Origin of the sequence: Mycolicibacterium austroafricanum (genome assembly GCF_902705885.1) — a bacterium.
GTDB classification, from domain to species: Bacteria; Actinomycetota; Actinomycetes; order Mycobacteriales; family Mycobacteriaceae; genus Mycobacterium; species Mycobacterium vanbaalenii_A.
The window spans coordinates 80,921-99,743 of sequence record NZ_CACSIP010000008.1; the positions used below are offsets into that span (position 1 = coordinate 80,921).

11 protein-coding genes are annotated in these 18,823 nt (G+C 67.9%); 1 reads left to right on the forward strand and 10 read right to left on the reverse strand.

Annotated features, from left to right (window positions below; translation table 11 throughout):
* The first annotated feature begins 17 nt into the window (after positions 1–17).
* Positions 18–3,200 carry an arabinosyltransferase domain-containing protein gene (locus BEMPMBAN_RS07130; RefSeq protein WP_272952227.1) on the forward strand — a complete coding sequence of 1,061 codons (3,183 nt, stop codon included), beginning with the start codon at positions 18–20 and terminating at the stop codon, positions 3,198–3,200.
* Positions 3,201–3,202: 2 nt separating this feature from the next.
* On the opposite strand, the gene BEMPMBAN_RS07135 is transcribed toward BEMPMBAN_RS07130, so the two are convergent.
* The 10 genes from BEMPMBAN_RS07135 to BEMPMBAN_RS07180 all read right to left on the reverse strand — a co-directional run bounded on the left by BEMPMBAN_RS07135 (position 3,203) and on the right by BEMPMBAN_RS07180 (position 18,743).
* A complete protein-coding gene (locus BEMPMBAN_RS07135; protein WP_159229652.1) occupies positions 3,203–4,534 on the reverse strand; it encodes a serine/threonine-protein kinase in 1,332 nt (443 codons plus the stop codon).
* Between the two features lie 18 nt (positions 4,535–4,552).
* Positions 4,553–4,924, reverse strand: coding sequence for a hypothetical protein (locus BEMPMBAN_RS07140; RefSeq protein ID WP_234897332.1), 372 nt, complete (start codon positions 4,922–4,924; stop codon positions 4,553–4,555).
* Between the two features lie 9 nt (positions 4,925–4,933).
* Entirely contained in the window at positions 4,934–5,872 is a 939-nt protein-coding gene (locus tag BEMPMBAN_RS07145) for a DUF4331 family protein (protein ID WP_159229653.1), read from the reverse strand.
* Between the two features lie 37 nt (positions 5,873–5,909).
* Entirely contained in the window at positions 5,910–7,493 is a 1,584-nt protein-coding gene (locus BEMPMBAN_RS07150) for an acyl-CoA carboxylase subunit beta (RefSeq protein WP_159229654.1), read from the reverse strand.
* On the reverse strand, positions 7,490–12,919 hold the full coding sequence (gene pks13 / locus BEMPMBAN_RS07155; RefSeq protein WP_159229655.1) for a polyketide synthase Pks13: 5,430 nt from the start codon (positions 12,917–12,919) through the stop codon (positions 7,490–7,492). The genes BEMPMBAN_RS07150 and pks13 overlap by 4 nt, the downstream gene beginning before the upstream one ends.
* 64 nt (positions 12,920–12,983) lie before the next feature.
* Positions 12,984–14,873: a long-chain-fatty-acid--AMP ligase FadD32 gene (gene fadD32, locus BEMPMBAN_RS07160; RefSeq protein ID WP_159229656.1), complete on the reverse strand. Its 1,890-nt coding sequence runs from the start codon at positions 14,871–14,873 to the stop codon at positions 12,984–12,986.
* 187 nt (positions 14,874–15,060) lie between these two features.
* Entirely contained in the window at positions 15,061–16,068 is a 1,008-nt protein-coding gene (culp6, locus tag BEMPMBAN_RS07165) for a carboxylesterase Culp6 (protein WP_159229657.1), read from the reverse strand.
* An 18-nt stretch (positions 16,069–16,086) separates the two neighbouring features.
* Positions 16,087–16,536, reverse strand: coding sequence for a DUF732 domain-containing protein (locus BEMPMBAN_RS07170; protein ID WP_200845905.1), 450 nt, complete (start codon positions 16,534–16,536; stop codon positions 16,087–16,089).
* A gap of 90 nt (positions 16,537–16,626) precedes the next feature.
* Positions 16,627–17,487, reverse strand: coding sequence for an esterase family protein (locus tag BEMPMBAN_RS07175; protein ID WP_425294940.1), 861 nt, complete (start codon positions 17,485–17,487; stop codon positions 16,627–16,629).
* Between the two features lie 191 nt (positions 17,488–17,678).
* Entirely contained in the window at positions 17,679–18,743 is a 1,065-nt protein-coding gene (locus BEMPMBAN_RS07180) for an esterase family protein (protein WP_159229659.1), read from the reverse strand.
* Positions 18,744–18,823: the final 80 nt, after the last annotated feature.

Here is an 18,823-nt window from a genome sequence, read left to right on the forward strand (position 1 = left end):
CGAACGAACCGAAGACCCTGAGTGATGTGAAGCTTGCACGTTGGGTCGCCACGATCGCGGGGCTGCTGGGCTTCGTGCTGGCAGTCGCCACGCCACTGCTGCCGGTCACCCAGACCACGGCGACGCTGAACTGGCCGCAGCAAGGGCAACTGAACAACGTCACCGCCCCCCTGATCTCCCAGGCGCCGGTGAACCTGACCGCCACGGTGCCCTGCGAGGTCATCGCGACGATGCCCGAAGACGGTGGCCTGGTCCTGGGCACCGCGCCGGCCGAGGGCCGCGACGCCGCGCTGAACGCGATGCTGGTCAACGTCACCGAGACCCGTGTTGACGTGATCGTCCGCAACGTCGTGGTGGCCAGTGTGGACCGCGACCGCATCACCGGGCCGCCGGGCTGCTCCCGGCTCGAGATCACGTCGTCGCTGGAGGGCACCTACGCCGAGTTCGTCGGGCTGACCCAGATCTCCGGCGAGGACGCCGGCGAGCCCCAGCGCACCGGTTTCCCCGACCCGAACCTGCGGCCCGCGATCGTCGGTGTGTTCACCGACCTGACCGGCCCGGCGCCCCCGGGACTGGAGTTCGAGGCCGGCATCGACACCCGCTTCACCACGCACCCGACGGCGCTGAAGCTGATCGCGATGCTGTTGGCGGTGGTCTCGACCGTCGTGGCGCTGCTGGCGCTGTGGCGACTGGACCGGCTCGACGGGCGGCGGATGCGCCGCTTCATCCCGTCACGGTGGCGGACGGTCGGGCCTGTCGACGGGGTCGTGGTCGGCGGGTTCGCGCTCTGGTATGTCATCGGCGCCAACTCGTCGGACGACGGTTACATCCTGGGCATGGCCCGGGTGGCGGACTACGCCGGCTACATGTCGAACTACTTCCGCTGGTTCGGCAGCCCGGAGGACCCGTTCGGCTGGTACTACAACGTGCTGGCGCTGATGACACGGGTGAGCGATGCGAGCATCTGGATCCGGCTGCCGGATCTGATCTGTGCGCTGGTGTGCTGGCTGCTGCTGTCGCGGGAGGTGCTGCCCCGGCTGGGACCCGCGGTCTCGGGAAGCAAGGCGGCGATGTGGGCCGCCGGGCTGGTGCTGCTGGCGGCGTGGATGCCGTTCAACAACGGGTTGCGGCCCGAAGGCCAGATCGCCACCGGCGCACTGATCACCTACGTGCTGATCGAGCGGGCCATCAGCTCGGGCCGGCTGACGCCCGCGGCGCTGGCGATCACCACCGCCGCGTTCACGCTCGGCATCCAGCCCACCGGTCTGATCGCGGTCGCGGCGCTGGTGGCCGGCGGCAGGCCGATCCTGCGGATCCTGGTGCGACGCCGCCGGTCCGTCGGCACCTGGCCGCTGGTGGCGCCGCTGCTGGCGGCGGGCACGATCGTGCTGACCGTGGTGTTCGCCGACCAGACACTCGCAACGGTGTTGGAAGCCACCAGGATTCGCACCGCGATCGGCCCCAGCCAGGAGTGGTTCACCGAGATCCTGCGCTACTACTACCTGATCCTGCCGACCACCGACGCCGCGATCTCCCGGCGGTTCGCGTTCCTGTTCACCGTGCTGTGCCTGTTCCCCGCACTGTTCATCATGTTGCGGCGCAAGCGCATTCCCGGCGTGGCTCGCGGTCCGGCGTGGCGGCTGATGGGTGTCATCTTCGCCACGATCTTCTTCCTGATGTTCACCCCCACTAAGTGGATCCATCACTTCGGGCTGTTCGCGGCGGTCGGTGGCGCGATGGCGGCGCTGGCGACGGTGCTGGTGTCGCCGGTGGTGCTGCGCTCAGCACGCAACCGGATGGCGTTCCTGTCGCTGGTGTTCTTCGTGCTGGCGATGTGTTTCGCATCGACCAACGGCTGGTGGTACGTCTCCAACTTCGGGGCCCCGTTCAACAATTCGGTACCGCAACTCGGCGGGGTGACGGTCAGCACCATGTTCATGGCGCTGTTCGTGATCGCAGCACTGTGGGCGTTCCGGCTGCATCTCACGTCCCGGCACGACTCGCGGGTCGTCGACAAGCTCACTGCCGCACCGATACCGATCGCCGCCGGCCTGATGGTGGTGGTGTTCGTGGCCTCGATGGTCATCGGCGTGGTGCGCCAGTACCCGACCTACTCCAACGGATGGGCCAATGTGCGGGCCTTCGTCGGGGGCTGCGGCATGGCCGACGACGTGCTCGTCGAGCCCGACTCCAACGACGGGTTCCTGCAGCCTGCCGCCGGCGATTACGGCCCGCTGGGCCCACTCGGCGGGACCGACCCGGAGGGCTTCTCGCCCAACGGTGTTCCCGACCGGATCATCGCCGAAGCGATCCGGCTCAACACTCCACAGCCCGGCACCGACTACGACTGGAACCAGCCGCGGGAACTTTCCGAGCCCGGGGTCAACGGCTCGACCGTGCCGCTGCCCTACGGCCTCGACCCCGAGCAGGTCCCGGTGGCCGGAACGTATTCCACTGGCGCTCAAGAGGAGAGCCGACTGGCCTCGGCGTGGTACGAGCTGCCCGCCGCCGAAGACGCGCACCCACTCGTGGTGATCACCGCGGCCGGCACGATCTCCGGGCGCAGCGTCACCGATGGCGTCCGCTCCGGTGAGACGGTGGAACTCGAGTACGCCCGCCGCGGACCCGACGGAGCCCTCGAGCCGGCCGGCCGGGTCAGCCCGTTCGACATCGGCCCGACGCCGTCGTGGCGCAATCTGCGTTACCCGCGCGACCAGATCCCCGCTGACGCCGTCGCGGTCCGGGTGATCGCCGAGGACCTGTCGCTGAGCCAGGGCGACTGGGTGGCTGTCACGCCGCCCCGCGTGCCCGAGTTGCGTTCGGTGCAGGAGTACATCGGTTCCGAGCAGCCGGTCCTGCTGGACTGGGCGGTCGGCCTCGCGTTCCCCTGCCAGCAGCCGATGCTGCACGCCAACGGCGTCACCGAGGTGCCGAAGTTCCGCATCTCGCCTGACTACTTCGCCAAGCTGCAGAGCACCGACACCTGGCAGGACGGCGTGAACGGCGGCCTGCTGGGCATCACCGACCTGCTGCTGCGGGCGTCGGTGATGTCGACCTACCTGTCCCAGGACTGGGGTCAGGACTGGGGGTCGCTGCGCCGATTCGACACGATCGTCGACGCCGAACCCGCCGAGATCGCACTGGGTTCGACCACCCATTCAGGGCTGTGGTCTCCGGGGCCGATCCGGATCGGGCCCTGAGTTCAGGGCGAGGAGTCGTTCGCGCCGGGATTCGTGTTCTCCTGCAGGATGTCGTGGTGGCAGTCCACCTGGGCCTTGCCCGTCTGCTCCATGCACACCAGGACCGGCGCCGCGGTGCCCGGCGCACCTGTGGGGTGGGCGATCTCGCCCGGATACAGCGACCAGAGCGGGGCGCCCGACGACGACAGCCGCGCGCAGTACGCCGGGTCGCCGGCCTCGGTCACCCCGGCGGCGCCCAGGGTCGCGCAGTCGGCGCCGACGACGATCACCGGTAGCGCCACGCTGCCGGTCGCGGAGTTCGGCTGTGCGGTTTGGGTGGCCGGACGGCGCTCGTAGAACACCAGGAACGCCGCCGCGGTGACCGCCAGGGCCGCCAACGCCAGCGCCAGCACCGCCGGCGTCCGGCGCCGGGTGCGCGGCGGGGCCGCGCTCTTCGCATGGCGAGGACCGGTCGGAGCGACGGCGGGCATCGTCGCGTCGACGTCGGCCGCGCGGACCCCGGTCCGGTTTCCCAGTGCCCGGGCGAAATCCACACAGTGTTCGAAGCGGTCGGCCGGCGATTTGGCCAACGCCTTCTCGAAAACGCCTCCCAGGAAAGACAGTTCGGGTCGGGACACCCCGATCTGCGGCGGCTTGGCGGTCAGATGCTGGCTGATGACGATCGCCGGGTTCGAATGCTGGAACGGCGGAGATCCGGTCAGCAGCTGGTACGCGGTGGCCGCCAGGGCGTACTGGTCGGCGCGGCCGTCGATCCGCTCGTCGGCGGTCAGCTGCTCCGGCGCCGAGTATGCGACAGTTCCCACGGTCATGTTGGTGCCGGTGAGGTTGCTGATCTCGCCGACCCTGCGGGCGATCCCGAAGTCCGCCAACATGATCCGCTCGTCAGCGGTCTCGGGCTCGGCGATCAGGATGTTGGCCGGCTTCACATCGCGGTGCAGCAGGCCGCGCTGATGGGCGTAGTCGAGCGCCTCCCCCACCGCGGTCACGATGCGGACCACCAGGTCCGGCGGCATCCCCCGCGGATACCGCTCGGTGAGCAGGCGCGCGGCGTCGGTGCCCTCGACATGGTCCATCGAGATCCACAGCCGGCCCTCGTGGTCACCGCGGTCGTGCACCGCGACGATGTGCGGGTGCCACAGCGTGGCAGCGATGTCGGCTTCCCGGTTGAACCGCTCTCGGTACTCGCTGTCAGCGCAGACCGTCACCGACAACACCTTCAGCGCATCGTGGCGTGGCAGCCGCGGGTGCTTGGCCAGATACACCTCACCCATGCCGCCGGAGCCGAGCATCCGCACGATGGTGTAGCCCGCGATCACCTCGCCGTCGGTCAGCATGGCCGGGCAGCGCGACGGTCAGCGGCGGCGATCACGGAATCCCTGCCTGCGGCCCCGTACCCGGCCTACGAATCCTGGGTCCGGGACCTCGACCGTCACCGTGGTGGTGGCTTCGCGGATGATGGCGGGCAGGTCGACACCCTCGATGATCTGGTCGGCGAGTCCCACGAGGTCGATGCGGGCGATCACCGCATCGATCGCCTCGGTGTCGAGTCGGTCGCGCACGATTGCGGTGAGGTCCAATTCGTCGATCACAGCGGCCACGATCAGCGAGAGTACGGCCTGCGCCTCGTGTCTGCCGCGCGTGAACAACCCACCCACCACCGGCAACGTCTCACAGGTCCGGTAGGCGCCCAGCAGCAGAGACGGTGGCGGTGGCGGCTCAGACACGGCCCGTCCTCAGTGCGGCGCCCCGAGATACGGGATCTCGGGCAGGATGTCGGTGTGCGGGCTCAGCCCCGGCGACGGTGGGGCCTTCTTGGTCAGGAACGCGATCCGGTGCCCGGCGACGTCGTCGGTCAGGGTTCTTCCGTTCGGGTATTGCGCCGGCCGGGACGGGTTGTAGGTCAGGACGTCGGGCAGCGTGCCCTCGGCGTTGATCGCCGAGATCGCCTCCTCGCGGGTGTAACCGCCGGTGCGGGCCATCAACTCGATGAGCTGACCGATCCAGCGTTCCCTGTCCCGGTTGGGCTCACCTGCGTTGAACTCGTCCCTGGTCTCCTCAGTGGTGATCAGGTTGCCGATCCACGGATGGCCGATCCGGTCGGCATGCACCCACTCGTCGCCGGAGAGCAGGCTGCAACGCGCCCAGATCCGGACGTCGGGATCGGCGCTCAGATAGCTGTTGGGCAGTTCGATCATCATCGCGACGACGTTGGCCTGGGCACGGGAGTCCCGGCCGGTTCCGTCGAGGTCGACGAAGGCCGGGTCGCTGCGGGCACCGGCGAAGAAGCAGAACCCGCCCGAGGCCACGGTCTTGGGCGGTGCTGCGTCGAACGACACTTCGACGTCCCCGAAGATCCTGGACCCGACTGCGGCGATCGCCGACGCCTGGTTGCCGACGGCGAGGTAGACGTCGACGGTCTGGCGGCCCTCCACCGGTGCCGAGAACACGAAGCTGAACGCGATGTCGTTGCGCAGATCGCCGTTGTGGTCGATGGCCAGCCGGTAGACCGCGCCCGGGTGCAACGCCTCCCCTTCGGGATTGGCTGTCAGGATGAGCGCAGTCCGTGACGGGTCGGCCGGCGACTGGAACACGTACAGGTCCAGCAGGTCCAGCCGGGGGTCGCCCATCGGGGCGCCGGGGCTCAGCCCTGGAATCTGATTCGACGCTGGCATTTGATTCGACACACTTCCATCCAACCGCACCCGATCGTCAGATCGGGGTCAGGCCGTGCTTACGCAGCACCCGGTTGATCTGCTTATCACGCAGCAGGTGCATGGATTTGCGCAACAGCAGCCTGGTTTCGTGGGGTTCGATCACACCGTCGATGTACCCGCGCTCGGCCGCGATCCAGGGCGTGGCCATGTTGAGGTTGTAGCCCTCGATGAAGTCGGCCTTGATCTTCTGCACCTCGGGGGCCGCGGGGTCCGGGAACCGCTTCACCAGCAGCTGCGCGGCGCCCTCGGCACCGATCACCGCGATGCGTGCCGTGGGCCACGCGAAGTTCAGATCGGCGGTCAGCTGTTTGGATCCCATCACCGCGTAACCGCCGCCGTAAGCCTTGCGGACCACGACGGTCACCTTGGGTACGTCGGACTCCACCATGGCGTTGAAGAACCGGCCACCGCGCTTGATGATGCCGCCCTTCTCCTGTTCGACACCAGGCAGCGCGCCAGGGGTATCCACGACGAACACCAATGGCGTGTTGAACGAATCGCAAAACCGGATGAATGCTGTTGCTTTGTCCGATGCCTCGTTGTCGATCGCACCCGACAGGTACATCGGCTGGTTGGCGATCACCCCGACCGGGCGGCCGTCCACCCGGGCGAACGCGGTGATCATCGCTTGACCGCGTTGGGCGCCGACTTCGAACACGTCACCGTCGTCGAAGATCCGCAGCAGGATCTCGTGCATGTCGTAGGCCTGATTGTCCGCATCCGGCACGATCGAGTCCAACTCGAGGTCGTGCGGGGTGATCTCCGGCTCCAAACCCGGGTTGACGATCGGCGGGTCGTCGAAGGTGTTGGCGGGCAGGAAGCTCAGGTAGTTGCGCACGTACTCGAACGCCGCCGCCTCGGACTCGACGACCTGATGGATGTTGCCGTATCGCGCCTGATTGTCGGCGCCGCCGAGTTCGTCGAGCGTGACGTCCTCGCCCGTGACGTCCTTGATCACATCCGGGCCGGTGATGAACATGTAGCCCTGATCACGCACCGCGACCACCAGGTCGGTCTGGATCGGTGAGTACACCGCGCCGCCGGCACACTTGCCGAAGATCAGCGAGATCTCGGGTACCAGCCCACGCAACATTTCGTGGCGACGACCCAGTTCGGCGTACCAGGCCAACGACGTCACCGCGTCCTGGATACGGGCGCCGGCCGAGTCGTTGATGCCGATGATCGGGCAGCCGACCATGGCCACCCACTCCATCAGCCGGGCGACCTTGCGGCCGAACATCTCGCCGACCGAGCCCTGGAAGACCGTCTGGTCGTGGCTGAACACCCCGACGGGGCGGCCGTTGATGGTGCCGTGACCGGTGACGACGCCGTCCCCGAAGAGTGCGTCGGGGTCCCCCGGCGTCTTGGCCAGCGCGCCGATCTCCAGGAAGCTACCGGGATCCAGAAGGGAGTAGACGCGCGCCCGCGCGCTCGGAATGCCCTTCTTGTTCCGCTTGGCGACCGCCTTCTCGCCACCGGGTTCCTTGGCGAGTTCGAGCTTCTCGCGCAGTTCGGCGAGCTTCTCCGCGGTGGTCGTCGGAGCGTTTGGGACAGGTACCGCGGGGGATTCTGCCGTCACTTGGGTGTGTCCTCCTCGTCCGATCCGGCCGCGACGCTGCCCTCGATCGCAGTGATCGCTTCGCTCATGTGGGCACCGACCTTTGCAATGTACGGCTCGTCGATGGCCTGGATGTGCTCGCCCCCGATGGGCACCACCTCGAGATCGGCGACGAACTCACCCCAGCCGCCGTCGGGTTGCCGGATGGCGTAGCGGGGCTCGAAGTAGATGGCGTCGTCGTGATAGCGGTCCGCCATGTAGAGCGTGACGTGCCCGCCGTATGGCCTGATCTCGGCGGTGTCGATGGCCCGCTGGTCCAGGTAGGAGGTGCGCTGGTGCTCGATGATCCCGCCGGGTATCTGCACCCCGCTCTGACTCACCACGTCGAGTACGAACCTGACCTGACCCTCGTCGTCGAGCTTCTCGAGCTCCTCATACGGGATCTCGGGGACCTCGACGTTGAACGTCCGCTCCGCGAACCGGGCGTAACGGTCCCAGCGGGCGCGCGTCTCCTCGCGGGTCTGCGGGATCTCCTCACCGGGACGGACCGCGTCGATCAGGCCGACGAAGCGGACGTCGGCACCGGCCTCTTCCAGGCCGACGGCGCAGGCAAAGGCCAGCACGCCGCCCAGCGACCAGCCGGCCAGGATGAACGGCCCGTCGTGCATCTCCATCAGCTTGGGCACGTACTCGCGGGCCCGCTCCTCGATCGACCCCTCGACCCGCTCGATGCCGTACATCGGGACGTCCGGCGGCAGCCTCTTCAGCAGCGGCTCGTAGACCACCGTCGACCCGCCGGCGGCGTGGAAGACGAACACCGGGATCTTGGAACCGCCCGCCGCGTTTTCTGACGGAGCGCGGATGGTCCGGACGAACCCGTCGACCTTGCCGCCCTCGAGGTACTCGCGCACCGTGGTGGCGAGCTCCTCGATGGTCTTGGCGCCGGTGATGTCGTCCGCGGTGACGGTGCCCTCGTCGACGCGCTCGGTGAGCCGCTCGGCGATCTTGGCGGCCGTGGCGTCGTCGACGGCGGGCAACTCGTTGAAGATGCCGCCGGGCGACTTGCCGGTGACGATCGCCCACGTGGCGAACGTGACCCGCTCGGCCGCGTCGCGGGGCGGGACGTCACTGCCCAGCGCCGCGGTGACCGCCTCCTGGCTCAGCGCGTTGGCCGCCGCGGCGACCGTCGACTGCGAGGGCCCGGTGGGGCCGGACGGATCGGTTGGCGGAGCGGGGACGCCCGCGACATCAGACGCCGGAGCGGGGACGCCCGCGACATCAGACGCCGGAGCGGGGACGCCCGCGACCTCGTCAGTCGACTCGGTCTCCGCGGCGATCGGGTGGCCGGCTTCGGCGAGCTTGGCCTCGAGCTCGGCGACCGTGGTGGCGCCGCCCATCAGCTCGGCCTGCGCCGCGGCGATCTCCTCGGCGGTCTGGCCCTTCTGCTGCTCGGCGAGCTGGTCGACCTCGTCGCGATGCTCGATCGCGTAGGCGATGAGCTTCTCGACGGCGTAGAGGTTGGCGTCGCGCACCGCGGTCAGCTGGATCGGCGGCAGGTCGAAGTCGTACTCGACCCGGTTCTTGATCCGCACCGCCATCAGCGAATCCAGGCCCAGCTCGATCAGCGGCACCTCCCACGGCAGATCCTCGGGTTCGTAACCCATCGCGGCGCCGACGATCGTGCCGAGTCGTTCACCGATGGTCTCGCCGGAGTCCGGAGACCACTTCGCGAAGCTCGCCGCGATTCCCGCTCCCGCCGTGAGGTTGTCGTGCAGGATCGCCGCGTCGTCCTCCGATACTCCTTCTGATGGGGCCGAAGCGTTTTCGGCGACGGTACCGACACCGATCGCAGTGGGCAGCGCCACCTGCGCGTCACCGCGAGCCACGATCGCGTCGTAGACCAGGGTGAACGACTCGTCGATCCGGGCGTGCACCTGCACACTCGCGCCGCCGGGGTGCCGGGTCAGCGTGGTGACCAGCCGCGACCCGTCGGCCGGCACCGCGCGCTGCTCGGAGGCGACCAGCTTGGCGTCCGGAAGCACTGCAGCCGCAGCGGCTTTCACCAGCGCCGCCAGGTCGGTCTGCCCGCGCGCGCTGTACTCGAAGACGTGCCTGCCGTCGGGCGTCGCGACGTGGTTGCCGGGGATGACGGCCGAGCTGTCCCCGGTGAAGTGCGCGTCGAGCCAGTGCGGCTTGCGCCGGAACCTGGTGGGCGGGATGTCGGCGAAGTCCAGCGCGCCGGCCAGGCCACGCGAGCGGCGCGGGAACAGCGTGCGGAAGTCGAGGTCATGGCCGTGGACGAACAGGTGCGCCATCGCAGTGGTCATCGAGTCGACCTCGTCCTGCTTGCGCGCGAGCGTCGGGATCAGCTGCGCATCGTGAAGACCGGCCGAAGCCGTCGTCAATCCGACCTGCATGAGCGCCACCGGGTTGGGGGCCAGCTCGAGGAACGTGGTGTGCCCGTTGTCGACCGCGTTGCGGACACCGTGGGTGAAGTAGACGCTGTGCCGCAGCCCCTTCTTCCAGTAGTCCACGTCGTGGATCGGGTCGATCCCCGCGCGCATCAGGTTGCCCTCGTGCACCGTGGAGTAGTACGGGATCTGCAGCGGATGGGCTTCGATGCCCTGCAACTCGGCGGCGAGCTCACCCAGCAGCGGATCCATCTGAGAGGTGTGGCTGGCCCCCTTGGTCTGGAACTTGCGGGCGAACCTGCCCTCCGATTCCGCCCGGGCGATGATCGCGTCGACCTGGTCCGGCGGGCCGCCGATGACGGTCTGGGTGGGCGCGGCATAAACGCACACCTCGAGGTCCTTGAAGTCGGAAAAAACTGTCTCGATCTCTTCGGCCGAGTACTCCACCAGCGCCATCAGCCTGATGTACTCGCCGAACAGCATCGCCTCGCCCTCACCCATCAAATGCGAACGCGCGCAGATCGTCCTGGTGGCATCGGCCAGCGACAGCCCGCCGGCGAAGTACGCCGCGGCCGCCTCCCCCAACGACTGACCCACCAGCGCACCGGGTGTGGCACCGTGCGCCTTGAGTAGCTCACCGAGGGCGATCTGGATGGCGAAGATGGTGACCTGCGTGGTCTCGATGCCGTAGTCCTGCGCGTCGTCGAGGATCAACTCGACGACGGAGTAACCGAGTTCGTCCTGCACCAGTGCGTCGACCTTGTTGATCCACTCGGCGAACGTCTCGTCACGCAGATACAGGCTCTTGCCCATCTTGCGGTGCTGGGCGCCGAAACCGGCGAGCACCCACACCGGGCCGTTGGTGACCGGCCCGTCGGCGCTGAGCACGATCGGGTTCGGCTTGCCCTCGGCGAGGGCACGCAGCCCCTTGATCGCCTCGTCGTGGTCGTGGGCGAGCACCACCGCGCGTGACCGGCCGTGGTTGCGCCTCGACAGCGCGCGTCCGATGGACTCCAGCGAGGACTCCCGGCCCGCAGGGCTGTCCATCCAGTCCGCGAGCTCGCCGGCGGTGGCCCGTTTGCGCGACGTCAGGAATGCCGAAACCGCAAGGGGGACAAGCTTGGCTGTGGGTTCGGCGGCCTGGGCGGCTTCGAGCTCCTCACAGGCGATCTCCAGCAGCCGCAACGCCTCGTCGGTCAGCCCGGGCAGCTCGGGTTCGTCCGCCATGACCGCCGCGGGAGCGTCCAGCGCGTCATCGTCGTCGTCATCCTGAGTGACGAACTCGCCGTACTCGTCCATCCGGACCCCACCGACGTACACGGCCTGCGCGTCGTCGTTGGCCGGGGTGACCACCGCGACGTCGGGTTCGGGCATCGGCTCCACCAGGTCACTGGGCAGCACCTCACGCAGCACCAGGTGCGCGTTGGCCCCGCCGAAACCGAACCCGGACACACCGGCGATCGCCTTGCCGCTGTAGCGGGGCCAGTCGGTGACGGTGTCGGCGACTTTGAGGTGTTCTTTGTCGAAGTCGATGTACGGGTTGGGGCCGGTGTAGTTGATCGACGGCGGGATCTTGTCGTTGCGCAGGGCCAGGGCGACCTTGGCCAGGCTCGCGGCGCCGGCAGCCGATTCCAGGTGTCCCACATTGGATTTCACCGCACCCAACAGCGCGGGCCGGTCGGCGACGCGACCCCTGCCGATGACGCGCCCCAGTGCGTCGGCCTCGATCGGGTCACCCAGGATGGTGCCGGTGCCGTGCGCCTCGACGTAGTCGACGGTCCTGGGGTCGATACCGGCGTCCTTGTAGGCCTTGCGCAGCACCGCTTCCTGCGCGTCGGGGTTGGGCGCAAGCATGCCGTTGGACCGACCGTCGTGGTTGACAGCGCTGCCCGCGATGACCGCGAGCACCTCGTCACCGTCGCGGCGCGCGTCGGCCAGCCGCTTCAGCACGAGCATGCCGCCGCCTTCGGAGCGCGCGTAACCGTCGGCGTCGGCGGAGAACGACTTGATCCGGCCGTCGGGCGCCAGCACACCACCGACCTCGTCGAAGCCCACGGTGACCAACGGCGTGATCAACGCGTTCACACCGCCGGCGAGCACCACGTCGGTGTCACCGGCGCGCAGCGCCTTGACCCCCTCGTGCACGGCGACCAGCGACGAGGAGCAGGCGGTGTCGATGGCCATCGACGGACCGCGGAAGTCGTAGAAGTAGGACACCCGGTTGGCGATGATCGAACTCGCCGTGCCGGTGATCGCGTACGGGTGGGCGATCGACGGGTCCGACATCGCCAGAAAGCTGTAGTCGTTGGTCGAGCTGCCGACGAAGACACCGACGTTGGCGCCGCGCAGGCTCGATGCCGGAATCCTGGCGTACTCCAAGGCCTCCCAGGTCAGCTCCAGCGCCATCCGCTGCTGCGGATCGATGTTGTCGGCCTCCATCTTGGACAGCGCGAAGAACTCGGAGTCGAACCCCTTGATATCGGAGAGATAGCCGCCACGGGTGTGGGCCTTGGCGACCCGCTCGGCAATGCGCGGGTCGGACAGGAACTCCGACCAACGCCCCTCCGGAAGGTCGGTGATCGCGTCGCGCCCCTCGAGCAGCGCCGACCACATCTCGTCGGGGGTGTTCATGTCCCCGGGGAAGCGGGTCGCCACACCGACGATCGCGATGTTGGCCACGCCTTCGTCCACATCGCGCGACCAGTCCTCGGTGTCCAGCGCCGACATGTCGATCTCGGGTTCGCCCTCGACGATGACCGTGGCCAGCGACTCGATGGTGGGGTGGCGGAACGCGACCGTCGCGGTCAGGGCGACTCCGGTGAGATCCTCGATGTCGCTGGCCATCGCGACCGCGTCGCGGGACGACAGGCCGAGTTCGACCATCGGTGTGGATTCGTTGATCGAGTCGGGTGACTGCCCGGTGGCATTGCCGATCCAGTTGCGCAGCCACTCGCGCATCTCGTTGACGGTCATACCGACACCCTCTGCGCCGCTGGGCTCCGGAACATTGCCCGAATCATCTTGTGGTTGCGCCATGTTCACATAACCTCACGATCGACACGCGGCCGTAGGCCACAGTTGCCGTTGCTGTAGTTGAGCGTCAGTCCGACTCGTCGGGGAAAGCATTGGCAACCTTGCCGCTGCGCAGGCTGCCATCCAGGTAGGCCGAGCGGCAGGCGCGCCGGCCGATCTTGCCGCTCGATGTCCTCGGGATCGCACCGGCCGGGGTCAGCAGCACGTCGCGCACCGTCACTCCGTGACGCACCGCGATCGCGGCACGGATGTCGTCGGCAATCGGACCCATGTCGAGTTTGTGCGCACCCGGTGCCCGCTCACCGACGATGACCAGTTGTTCGGAGGTGTCGTCGGGGTCGCGCTTGAGGCCGGCGTGGGTGTCGTCGAATACCTCGTCGGGAAGCTGGTTGGCCGGCACCGAGAACGCCGCCACGAACCCGGTCCGCAACGCCTTCGTCGACTCCTGCGCCGAGTACTCGAGATCTTGGGGGTAGTGGTTGCGACCGTCGATGATCACCAGATCCTTCACCCGGCCAGTGATGTAGAGGTGGCCTTCGTGATAGGCGCCGTAGTCACCGGTTCGTACCCAGGTTGCATCGTCGGTGGCGCCGGTGGCATGCGACGGGTCGGTGCGCGACTTGAGGATGTTCTGAAAGGTTTCGCGCGTCTCTTCCGGCTTGTTCCAGTAGCCGGTGCCCATGTTCTGCCCGCTGATCCAGATCTCGCCGATGTGACCGTCGGGCAGTTCGGACGCCGATTCGGCGTCGACGATGACCGCCCATTCGGCCACCCCGACCTGACCGGCCGACGCCTGCGCGACCGCGCTCGGTGAATCGGGCGCCACCTCGACGAACCGGTGGTTGTTGAGCTGCCCCCGATCGACGGTGATGATCTTCGGCGACTCGTTGAAGTGTGTCGACGACACGAACAACGTCGCCTCGGCCAGCCCATAGGATGGCTTGATCGCCTGCGGCCGGAAGCCGTACGGACCGAACGCCTCGTTGAAGTTGCGCACGGTGGCCGCCGAGATCGGCTCGCTGCCATTGAGTAGCGCCTTGACGTTGGACAGGTCCAGCGGCGGCTCGCCCTCCTTGGGCAGACCACGCACCGCGGCGTGGTCGAATGCGAAGTTGGGGGCCACCGAGATGACACCGCCGGTGTCTTCGGGCTTGCGCGCCATCTCGCGGATCCAGCGCCCCGGCCTTCGCACGAACGCCGCCGGCGTCATGAACGAGATGTAGTGGCCGATCACCGTGGGCAGCAGCACCGTGATCAGGCCCATGTCGTGGAAGAACGGCAGCCACGACACGCCGCGGTCACCCTCTTCGCCCTGCAGCGCCTCGATCACCTGCACGACGTTGGTCGCGAGGTTCAGGTGGGTGATCTGCACGCCGGTCGGGATCCGAGTGGAGCCAGAGGTGTACTGAAGGTAGGCGACGGTGTCGTGCTCTACGTCGACCGATTCCCAGGTGGCGCCCACCTCGTCTGGTATCGCGTCGACGGCGATGACGCGCGGGCGCTCCTTGGCCGGACGGCTCCGGAAGAACTTCCGCACCCCCTCGGCGGCTTCCGTGGTGGTCAGGATCGCCGACGGGCTGCAGTCGTCGAGCACCGCATGCAGGCGGCCCACGTGGCCCGGCTCGGACGGGTCAAAAAGCGGAACCGCGATCCGCCCGGAGTAGAGCGTGCCGAAGAACGCGATCAGGTACTCGAGGTTCTGCGGGCAGAGGATCGCGATCCGGTCACCGGGCTCGGTGACCTGCTGCAACCGGGCGCCGACGGCCTTGTTCCGCTTGCCGAATACCGCCCAGCTCAGATCTCGCGCGATCCCGTCGCGTTCGGTCGAGAAGTCCACGAAGCGGTAGGCCACCTTGTCGCCACGAACCTTCGCCCATCGTTCGACGTGCTTGACCAGGCTCCCGTTGTCAGGGAACTTGATCAATCCGTCCTTGATGAACGGGTTATGGAAGGCCATCTCACACTCCAATCGAACGGGATCGGTGATCCCCCTACATCCGTAACGGGACTGCACCGGCCCGGAGATCGTACCGGGGAGAAGCCTCCCCAAACCCTCAGCCGCCGGTCACGCTCTTAGGTTTTCCTTAATGTTAGGCCATGTTAGGTCTAAGCCCGCAATCAGGCCAAATCATCGCGGTCACGTGTCAGCCATGTTTTGGCCGCGGCGCGTTATCGATCACGCCCTGTGCCCAGTTCAGCGTCCACTGCGTCGCCGGCATCCCGTCGACGCTCCAGAACTGCGGCGTGGCGTACATCGCGTGCACCGGCTGACCCGCCCCGCCGCTGAGCACCTCCAGCGTCTTGGGTAACTCGGTGATGTTGAACGCCGACTCCGGCGCGGCGCAGATCAGATCGCCCCGCGCGCAGATCTCGTAGGTGCGGTTGTCCAGCAGGCCGAAACCGCCTGGCCGCGGTCCTGTCATGTCCAGGCCGAACTCCCCTAGGAGGGGAATTTCGTCCAGAGTGATCTCGGCGCCCTGCCCCTGGGCGTTGGGGCCGATGTCCTGCCCGACGCCGGCCTGACGGCGCCCGTCGGCGATCAGCGTCACACCGAGCACCAGATCCTCGTCGACGGGCCCGCGGCCGTTGCCGATGTCGCTGGCGATGTCACCGGCGATCACCGCGCCCTGGGAGAAGCCGACCAACACGTAGCTGGTCAGGGGGCAGCGGTTGTTCATGTCCGTCATCGCTTGCACGGTGGCGCGGGTGCCCTCGGCACGGCTCTGGTTGTAATCCATCTGTCCGTCCGCCGCGAGCGGATTGCGGAACTGCGCGGTGTACGGGACGGTGAACACCTCGAGACGCTCCGAACCGAACTGCTGCCGGATGGGGTTGGTGACGTTGAGCAGCAGTGCGGCCGGGAACTGCACCGGGTTGTAAGGGTCCATCTGCACCGATGATTCCCACGTCCCGGGGATCGAGATCAGCTGGACGTCCGGGCAGCTGGCGTCCTGGAAATCGGGGCGCGGCGCCGTGGTGGGAGGCACCGCCGTCGGCGGTGCGGCGCTGGGCGGGACGGCGGTCGGCGGGCCGTCGGGCCGTCGAATGACGACCACCACGATCGCGACGATCAGCACGACCACAAGGCCCACTGCCCCCGCTGCGAACAGCGCGAGAAGTCGGTGGCGTTTCCGCCGATTGGACTTGGCCATTGAGTTTCTGAGCTCCTGCTAGCAGAGTCGTTCTGTCGCGATCCGAATGTAATCTGCGGTCACGGTGTTGATCTCCCCCGCCGAGGGTGCCATCGCCTTGACGCCGTCACCGTTGGAGTCCATGACCTCGTTGCGCACCAGCGGCGCCACGAAGTCCCATACCGCTTGGTCTGTGTGGTTGGCCGCATGCGCCTGGCACACATAGGAGCCGATACTCAGTGCCGCCAGGTCGCTGGACGGACTCACCCCGGCCGCCCGCAGCGCGTCGAGATAGGTCCGCTGCCGCGGCGTGACAACCAGGGCGTCGGATTGGGCGCCGGGCTGCGCCGGGCCTGGCTCGGCGCTGGACTGGCCGTGTGGGGGCGCGGTCTGGATCTCCGAACCCAGGCCGGCCAACATGTCCTCGCTCACCGAGCATCCCGTCAACCAGCAGGACGAGGACGCGAGAAGCAACGACACCCCTGCCATCCCTGTCCTCACCGACCTCACACCGTGTTGCACGACTCCAAGGTACCGGCTGCCCAGCGAGCGGCCGGCCCAGCGAGACACGGCGCGCGGTTACTTGATGGTGGCGACCAGTTCGCCCGACATGGCGGCCAGCTGCCCGCTCCAGGAACCCCAGTCGTGGTTGCCCGACGTCGGGAAGTCGAAGTGGGCGTTGCTGCCACCGATACCGCGATAGTGCTGGTAGAAGGAACGGTTGCTGCCCTGCGCGATGGCGCAGTAGTCGATCATCGCGGCCGGGTCACTGCAGGTGGTGGTGGCCGGGCTGTACACCCAGAGCCGGGTGTTGTTGTTCACCAGCAACTGCGCGTGAACGTCGGGATCATGCCACTTCCACCGGCCCAACTGTGCCGCACCCCACATCGCTTGGGTGTTCACGCCACCGAACCGCGCCAAACCGGCGGTGATGGCGCCGTTCGTGTACGTGTTCGACGGGTTCAGAAAGCCCGACATCGACCCCGCGAACCGGTAGCGGTCCGGGTGGAAAGTCGCCATCGTCAGCGCGCCGGTACCGCCCTGCGCGGCGCCGACGATTCCGTGCCCTCCCGGGGCCAGGCCCTTGTTGGCGGCCAGCCAGTTGGGCAGCTCGTCGGCGAGGAACGTCTCCCACTGCTTGCTACCGTCCTGCTCCCAGTTCGTGTACATGCTCCAAGCGCCGCCGGCGGGAGCGGCGACGGAGATGCCCTGCCCGGCGAGCGTGTTCATGGCATTTCCGGCGGTCACCCAGTTGCTGACGTCGGGTGCGGCGTTGAAGGCGTCCAGAAGCACGACCGCGTGCGGGCCACCGCCCTGGAAGGCGACCGGGATGTCGCGGCCCATCGCCGGCGAGGGCACCATCAGGAACTCGACACCCTGGGCATGGGCAGCGGGTGCCCCGGCGCCCCAGGGCGTCGGCGACACCAAGCTCATCGCCATCGCCGTCACGGCCAGCACCGCGACCGTGATCCTTCGCGTCAACGCCCGCATCTGCCCACCTCATGTCTCACAAGTCCGACCTACCGCAAGGTAGTGAATCACACCACCGCGACGGGGCGGGGCCAAAGCGACCGACGGCGGTGCCCCTCAGAGAGGATCACCGCCGTCGGTACTTGCTTGGCGCAGAAGGACTAGCCGCCCAGGGCCGGGGCCTCCACCGGCGCTTCGACCGGCGCCGGAGGTGCCGACGGCTGCGGAACCGCACCGAGCGCCCGCTGGATGTCAGGCTTCATCTGCTGGAGCTGCTGACCCCAGTAGCCCCAGCTGTGCGTTCCGTTGGACGGGAAGTTGAACACACCGTTGCGACCGCCCGCGGCGAGGTACTCCTCCTGGAAGGTCTTGTTGGTGCGCAGTGTGAAGCCCTCGAGGAACTTCGCGTTGAACAGGTTGCCCGAGCTGGAGCCGGCGTCGAGTTCGGAGGGCTTGCCGTTGCCGCAGAACACCCAGAGGCGGGTGTTGTTGGCGACGAGCCTGTCGATGTTGACCATCGGGTCGTTGCGCTTCCACGCCGGGTCACTGGACGGACCCCACATGTCCTCGGCCTCGTAGCCGCCCGCATCACCCATCGAGATCCCGACCAGCATGGGCCACCAGCCCTCGGACAGGTTCAAGAAGCCCGACAGCGAGCCCGCGTACTGGAACTGGTTCGGGTGGTAGATCGCCAGCGTCATCGCCGCGGATCCGGCCATCGACAGACCGACCGCCGCGTTGCGGCCCGGATCGACACCCTTGTTGGCCGCCAGGTAGGCAGGCAGCTCGCTGGTGAGGAAGGTCTCCCACTTGTAGGTGCTGCAGCCGGACTTGCCACACGCCGGCTTGTACCAGTCACTGTAGAAGCTGGACTGCCCGCCGACCGGCATGACGACCGCCAGGCCGGAGTCGAGGTACCACTCGAACGCCGCGGTGTTGATGTCCCACCCGTTGAAGTCGTCCTGCGCACGCAGACCGTCGAGCAGGTAGACGCCGGGGGCGTTGGGACCACCGCTCTGGAACTGGATCTTGATGTCGCGGCCCATTCCGGCCGACGGCACCATCAGGTACTCCACCGGCAGGCCGGGACGAGAGAAGGCTCCCGCGGTCGCCGAGCCGCCTACAGCGCTGATCAGGCCTGGCACCACGGCTGCCGCAAGGGCCGCCACCGTGAGCCGGCGCCCGAGGGTCTTCGCTGCGCCACGCAGCCCCGAAACGAGCTTCATCCTTGTGTGTTTCCAATCTGTCGTGAGCAGCGCTGGCGGGCTGGACTCGAAGTCCCCGCACCGGCCACGTCGCCCATGTA

What these genes read in the sequence shown, in the direction of transcription:
- BEMPMBAN_RS07135 (WP_159229652.1), bottom strand. Translation starts at nt 4,534, where the DNA reads ATGCTGACCGACGGCGAGGTGATCGCGGGCTACACCATCGTGCGGATG.
- BEMPMBAN_RS07175 (WP_425294940.1), bottom strand. Translation starts at nt 17,487, where the DNA reads ATGGCGATGAGCTTGGTGTCGCCGACGCCCTGGGGCGCCGGGGCACCC.
- BEMPMBAN_RS07145 (WP_159229653.1), bottom strand. Translation starts at nt 5,872, where the DNA reads ATGCCAGCGTCGAATCAGATTCCAGGGCTGAGCCCCGGCGCCCCGATG.
- culp6 (WP_159229657.1), bottom strand. Translation starts at nt 16,068, where the DNA reads ATGGCCAAGTCCAATCGGCGGAAACGCCACCGACTTCTCGCGCTGTTC.
- fadD32 (WP_159229656.1), bottom strand. Translation starts at nt 14,873, where the DNA reads ATGGCCTTCCATAACCCGTTCATCAAGGACGGATTGATCAAGTTCCCT.
- BEMPMBAN_RS07180 (WP_159229659.1), bottom strand. Translation starts at nt 18,743, where the DNA reads ATGAAGCTCGTTTCGGGGCTGCGTGGCGCAGCGAAGACCCTCGGGCGC.
- BEMPMBAN_RS07170 (WP_200845905.1), bottom strand. Translation starts at nt 16,536, where the DNA reads ATGGCAGGGGTGTCGTTGCTTCTCGCGTCCTCGTCCTGCTGGTTGACG.
- pks13 (WP_159229655.1), bottom strand. Translation starts at nt 12,919, where the DNA reads ATGGCGCAACCACAAGATGATTCGGGCAATGTTCCGGAGCCCAGCGGC.